The organism is Caulobacter endophyticus (assembly GCF_003116815.1).
GTDB classification, from domain to species: domain Bacteria; phylum Pseudomonadota; class Alphaproteobacteria; order Caulobacterales; family Caulobacteraceae; genus Caulobacter; species Caulobacter endophyticus.
On record NZ_QDKQ01000040.1, the window covers coordinates 1 to 5761 of the forward strand.

A 5761-nucleotide genomic window follows, 5' to 3' on the forward strand; every position below is an offset into this window, starting at 1 on the left:
TCGAACTACTCAATCCTCAGACCTTGCGCGTGAGTTTCGCGCTGGAAGCTGCCCCGCCCTGGTCCAAAGCAGGGGATGAATTGGTCCAGCACGGCTTCAATGTCCCGGTTGGCCCCTCGCTTTCCGAGGCCGCAGCCGATTTGCGCCGTCAGCTCCAGAACTTTCCCGTGCGGGGTCCTATCGAAAACTGACTGGTCAGCTTTCCAACCCACCCGTTGCGGACATTGGAAACCTCGCCCACGATTGCGCTTCGTGAGGGCTCAAAGATGAACGCTCGGACTATGGCATTCTGGGTCGGCTTGGCGGCGTTCGCGTTAATGGCTGTGCTAGGCCTGACGCCTCTTGTTTGGCAGGTTCAGGGGCGGCCCTCTGAGTCGTATCCCGAGCTTGTCTTTCTAGGGATAGGTTTGCCGCTGGGCGTGATCTCGCTAACGGCCGGGGCACTGCTGGCTTGGAATTCTGCGTCGCGGACAGCCAGCAACGTTTCTGGCCTCAGGCTAATGTCGCTACTCTCGCTTCTTGGGTGCGGTGGGCTGCTCGGACTTACATTTGCGCCGCCCGATCTCGTCTCGTTTGCGTTCGCAGAGCTTATGCTCAACGCCTTTTTCGTCGGAGCGCCCCTGCTCGGGCTAGCTACGGTCATTCTGGCGACTGGCCCCCTGATCAAGCGCAGAGCCAGAGTCTCCTAACCACCCTTTGCGGACATGGCCGGCGTCCGCTCACCGGCGCAATGTCGGTATCGGTAAAGTTCCCCGGCTCCAGGGCGGGTGTTGATCGAGACCGACACTTGCTCATGACCGCCGTCTGAGCGGCTCAATTGGGCGCCAGGACCAAGCTCGACTCGCGACTATTTTACGGACGCTGATGGAGCTCATTCACTAAGACAATATCGGTAGAAGCTAAGTCTCCGGGCTCCAGGGCTGCTTTTGACGAAATCAAAGCCAACGACAATTGCAACATAGGACGGCCCTTCAAGACGAGCCAGATAATGGTAGGTATCTGCGCAACGATCGCATGGCCACCGCCGTGGCGCCGTTGTCGCCGCGTGGTCGGCCTGGGGCGCCTGTGTCGATGCCGCTCTCCTGGATCTGAGTAAGGAAGGGCTTGGATCCGCCAGGTACCCTTCGGATGGTTCCGGCCTTGTTGACTAAGTTCAGCCTGGGACGGTTATTGCGATGGCGAACGGCCGCTCAAGGCGGCGATCTCCCGTCTGGACAAGGTCTAGCTGCACAGGGGCGCTGCTCTCCAGGCCTCGTATTGGGCTCCGCTGATTTGGCCGCTGCCAGACGGATTTGGCGTCGTCCATCATCGCGCCTCGACGACGCTTTCGAGAACGGCATAAAGACGGGCCAGATCAATGGGTTTTTCGACCACGTCGTCCATGCCTGCGGCGCGATACGACTCGACCTGATGGGCCATGACGTTGGCCGACAGCGCCACGATCGGCGTTGAACGCAGATCATGATCGCGCTCCAGCGCGCGGATTCGCTTAGTGGCTTCCACGCCGTCGAGACGCGGCATCTGAATGTCCATCAAGATGATGTCGAAGGACGCCACGCCCATCGCTTCTACGGCTGAGAGACCGTCCCCAACGATCAGGAGTTCGACACCTAGTGGGGCTAGCATCGACCTCAGGATCAGCTGGTTGGTCGGATTGTCCTCGGCGGCCAGGATCCGCAAGGGGCCGGCCTGGACGAAAGGGTCTTCCGCCGCCTTGGCGGCGATGGACGCCTCGGGCGGGCTGGCGCGCTGGAGAGGCACGGACAATTCGAACGTCGAGCCGCGGCCTAGCGCGGTCTCGACCGAGACCTCGCCACCCATCAGATGCGCCAGTTGTCGGCAAATGGCCAAGCCCAGTCCTGTTCCCCTCACACCTGCGCCGCCATTCACGCCAGGCCCGCGCCCTTGACTGAATTTTTCGAAGAGCTGGCCCACGTCGCCCGGAAAAATCCCCTGGCCGGTGTCCGCCACCGAAATGGCTAGGCCGTGCGGCGTCGCCTGGGCCAGCACGTTGATGCTGCCGGCCTGGGTGAACTTGACGGCGTTGGAGACCAGGTTCGAGAGGATCTGACGTAGGCGCAGTTCGTCGCCGATCCAGCGCCCTGCCGTCTCGGGCTCGATCATGACTTCGAAGGCCAGATCGCGCTGGGCGGCCAGATAGGTGAACGGCCCGCAGGCCGCCGTGAGCGCCGCGGCGAGGTCAAACTCCCGCTCGCGCAGCTCAATGTGGCCGGACTCGATCTTGGCCAGGTCGAGGATGTCGTTGAGCAAGGCCATCAAGGTGTCACCCGACTGGCGGATGATGGTCAGGCGTTCGCGCTGGAGCGGCGTGGGCGCTTCGGTCTCCATCACCTGCGCCATGCCAAGGATGCCATGTAGCGGCGTGCGGATTTCATGGGAGACGTTTGCCAGGAAAGCGCTCTGGGCGGCGCTTGCGGCCTGGGCGGCGTCGCGCGCGGCGACCAGCTCGGCTTCGGCCGCGCGCTGTGCGGTGATGTCCTGGACGGCCCCGCGGAGGATCTGCCCGCCAAGATCGCGCTCGCCGAAGATGCGCACCCAGATCCGCGTCTCGTCGTTGCGCGTCACCGGTACATCCAGAGCGAACGGCTCTCCGCTCTGGGCGCAGGCCTGGAGCGCGGCGCGCAATTGCTCACGGTCTTCGCCCGACAGGACGGAGTCGGCGTCCTCAAGGGCGAGCGGCCGCGGGACCTGTCCCATCAATGTCCAGATCTCGTCGGACCAGAAGATTTCCTTGCGCTGGTAGTCGATCTCCCAAGCGCCGAGCTTGGCTACAAGACCCGCGGCGCGCAGGGCCGCCGACTGGCGGGCCATGTCGCGTGCCGACTGTTCTGCGGCCAGCCGACCCAGAACGAGATCGGTGACGTCGCGCGTCACGGCCAGGATCGCCACGACGCGTGCGCCGCCCGCGCTGCGCAGGGGGGAGACCGTCAGATCACAATGGCGGATGCCGTGCGGGGTTTCGCAGGGCGTCGACAGGCGCAGGGTCGCCCCCTCAAGCGCGCCCGCCACGGCGCGCCTGGCCGCTTCGCGGACGGGCTCTGGCAGGAACTCCGCCCAGAGCCGGCCTTCGAGGGCGTGGCTCGACTGGCAGAGGAAAGCGCAGCCAGCCGAGTTGATGGCGTGGATGCGGCCCTCGGCGTCAAGGATCTTCACGCAATCAGGACTGGCCTCGAGGACATCCACCAGGGCGCCCAGACCATCAACATTCAAGCCGTCAAAGTGTATGGCCATGGGGATCCGGCGAGGCGCGCCAAAGCGGCGTCGAGGCGGTGATGCATGTACGCGAGGAAACTGTCGCCGCGCTGAAGGCCGTTGCCCGAGCGGCGGCGCGCCGCAACGAACAACCCCCACGTCCTGTGCGCGTTCCCATGTTCAAACCCGGGGCTAGAGTTCCCCGAGCTTGGCCGGATCGCAACTTCGGCTGAGACTATGCAGGCTTGGCCTAGCGATTGCCTCGGTGAGGTCCGCCGCCGGGAGATCGTCGATTGCCACGGCGGTCAGTGACGAAACGGCGACAGGATAAGCGTGGATTGCACCCCGGGTTCTGCTGGCCTCGTCGCCGACCGGCCCTTATCCGGCTTGCGCAGCCAGGCATGAGCCTGCCGGCGACAACACGTCCAGCCTGCCAGCCGCGCTGGAGAAGGCAGAGCACGGTTCAGCATGAAGCGCCTCAGCCGATCGTCAGGCCAGGGTGTCGGCCTCGACGGTCGTCTGCGTTCAAATGAACACGATATTATCGTAGAGCGCCGCGCCAAAGACGCCCTTGAGCGTGATCGTCGCGTCGAAGAGGTCGCCGCCGCCGTCCTGATCGAAATCCAGGTAGGTGTAGCCGCCGATCTCCCTTATCCGAAGATTGCCGGCGCCGATCGCATCGGCGACGGACGCCGGCGCGGGCCCCTCGATCATGTTGTGGAAGAAGAGGAGGTCCTCGTCGTCACCGGAGACATCCATGTCCCAAACGATTTGGCGAGCGCGCGCTGTGTTCAAGAACCCATCGAAGTGAAACTCGTCGGAGAAATTGTTTCCCGTCAATTCGTGCGCATAGCTGTCGCCCTCGGCCAGGGCCCACAACACATCCTCGCCGAACTGGCCGATCGCTTTGCCGCCAAGCTTGTGCAGTACAAGTGTGTCGTCGCCTACGCCGCCCTGCAGGTGCGCCGCCACCGTGCCGTCGAAGCCGCCTTCTACGTGGTCATTTCCTTGGCCGGCGACGACCGCCCGTCCATGCCAACGGATGTTATCGTCGGCGCCAGTCGTGAAAACCGTGTCCGATTGCCCAAGATCGTCGGTGCCGATCTGACTGCTGGACGCGATGAAGCCGTCGATCGTGATCCCTGCGGTCGTCTTGGAGTAGTCCACTCTGCCGACCCAATAGCGATCGTTGTCGCCATCGGCCGCAGCCTGAACCGTGGCTTGCAGGCCGCCCTGCACGTAGTCAGCGCCCTCTCCATCGCGAAGAACATCGGCTCCATCAACGCCATAGATGGCGTCATCGCCAGCACCGCCGTTGATTGTCTCAGCGCCCGGGGTGCCCACCAGCACGTCCCCGCCGCCGCGTCCGTCAAGGTCCAGTCCGGGCTCCAACGAGAACACCCAGTCATTGCCGTCATCGCCGACGTATTGGTCGCTCACGACGTGCTCCACGAGCGCGGAACTGGCGCTTGCCGCGTCGTCTCGCCAGCCGTAGCCAGCGGGATATCCATCCTCCAAGGCGTAGTCGATCAGGGGATGGTCTCCCAGATCCGCGTCCGGGAAACCTTCAAGCCAATTGCTGTAAACGCCGGGATCGCCGATCCACATCGACTGCCAGCCGAAATAGGCGTTGATCCGATTGAACAACAGCGCCTCTTCGGCGGCGCTATCAATGACTGCGATCGAAAGACCCTTCAGCCCGAGCTCTGCGGCGAAGCCAGCGTAGGAGAGAGGCGCGTTCGTCCAAACGCCACCTGGAAAATAAATCTGATAAAGCGTCGTTGCCACCTTGTCCTCCATGTCGCGCGTCGCGAACCGTTGGGGATGCTAAGGAAACGCTGGATAGGGGCACGAAATGGTTGAAGTTTGCGCCCGGTCCTGCCGCAGACAGCCTGCATGCCAGGAGATACACGCTTGATGTTGTATGCGCCGCCCTCGAGCATGTCCACGGCAGGTTGAATCGCGACGCTAAGCGAACCCGGCGCTTTAAGCCGGCGCTCAAAAACCTTCACGGCGAAGTGCTTTGGAACCTGGGGTGGCTTGGCCCGTTAAGGTCTCGCTCAACGAGCAACGGAAGTCCCCAATCCAGGCCCCGGCGATCTACCCCGCGCCGGGGCCATCTCGTTTGATGCGCGCAGCGCCAAGCCATCGCTTGAACGCCGTACGCCTTCAACGCTGCGCTCAGTCCCTCACAAATCTTTGTGGTCTCATGCTGAAATGCCGCGAAAGCGCCTGCCTTGCGCCTTCGGGCAGGGACCGCCCGACCGAACACTTGCGACATTCGCTTACGCTGTTCGCCCAAGAACATGCAGATTTCAGGGTCGAGCTCGGCGATGACACTAAGGCTTTGTTTGTCCGCTTGAATTTCGCCCGGCCAGCGCCCATTCAAGGCGGTCAGCCGTCAGCGGGGCCTTACATGCTGGCCAGGAGGACCACAATGTCGCCGAAGACCGGCCTGCAGACCAAGACCGCGCGCCCCGGGGGCGAGGCCGGCGCGGGACTGCATGCGGCCATCATCATGGACGGCAACGGCCGGTGGGCGAAGCGT

General features: G+C 63.5%; 4 protein-coding genes. 2 read left to right on the forward strand and 2 right to left on the reverse strand.

The genetic code is table 11. The features are described 5' to 3' along the window. A partial coding sequence (locus DDF67_RS26040) for a hypothetical protein (RefSeq protein WP_233247629.1) occupies positions 1-191 on the forward strand: 191 nt, incomplete at its 5' end. 823 nt (positions 192-1014) lie between these two features. Next, entirely contained in the window at positions 1015-1092 is a 78-nt protein-coding gene (gene ligD / locus DDF67_RS26330; RefSeq protein ID WP_332888323.1) for a non-homologous end-joining DNA ligase LigD, read from the forward strand. A gap of 213 nt (positions 1093-1305) precedes the next feature. Here ligD and DDF67_RS11835 read toward each other — a convergent pair whose 3' ends face one another. Next, positions 1306-3252 (reverse strand): ATP-binding protein, encoded by a 1947-nt coding sequence (locus DDF67_RS11835; protein WP_109101102.1) that lies wholly within the window; start codon positions 3250-3252, stop codon positions 1306-1308. A gap of 486 nt (positions 3253-3738) precedes the next feature. Continuing rightward, entirely contained in the window at positions 3739-5013 is a 1275-nt protein-coding gene (locus DDF67_RS11840) for a hypothetical protein (RefSeq protein ID WP_109101103.1), read from the reverse strand. Positions 5014-5761 lie beyond the last annotated feature (748 nt).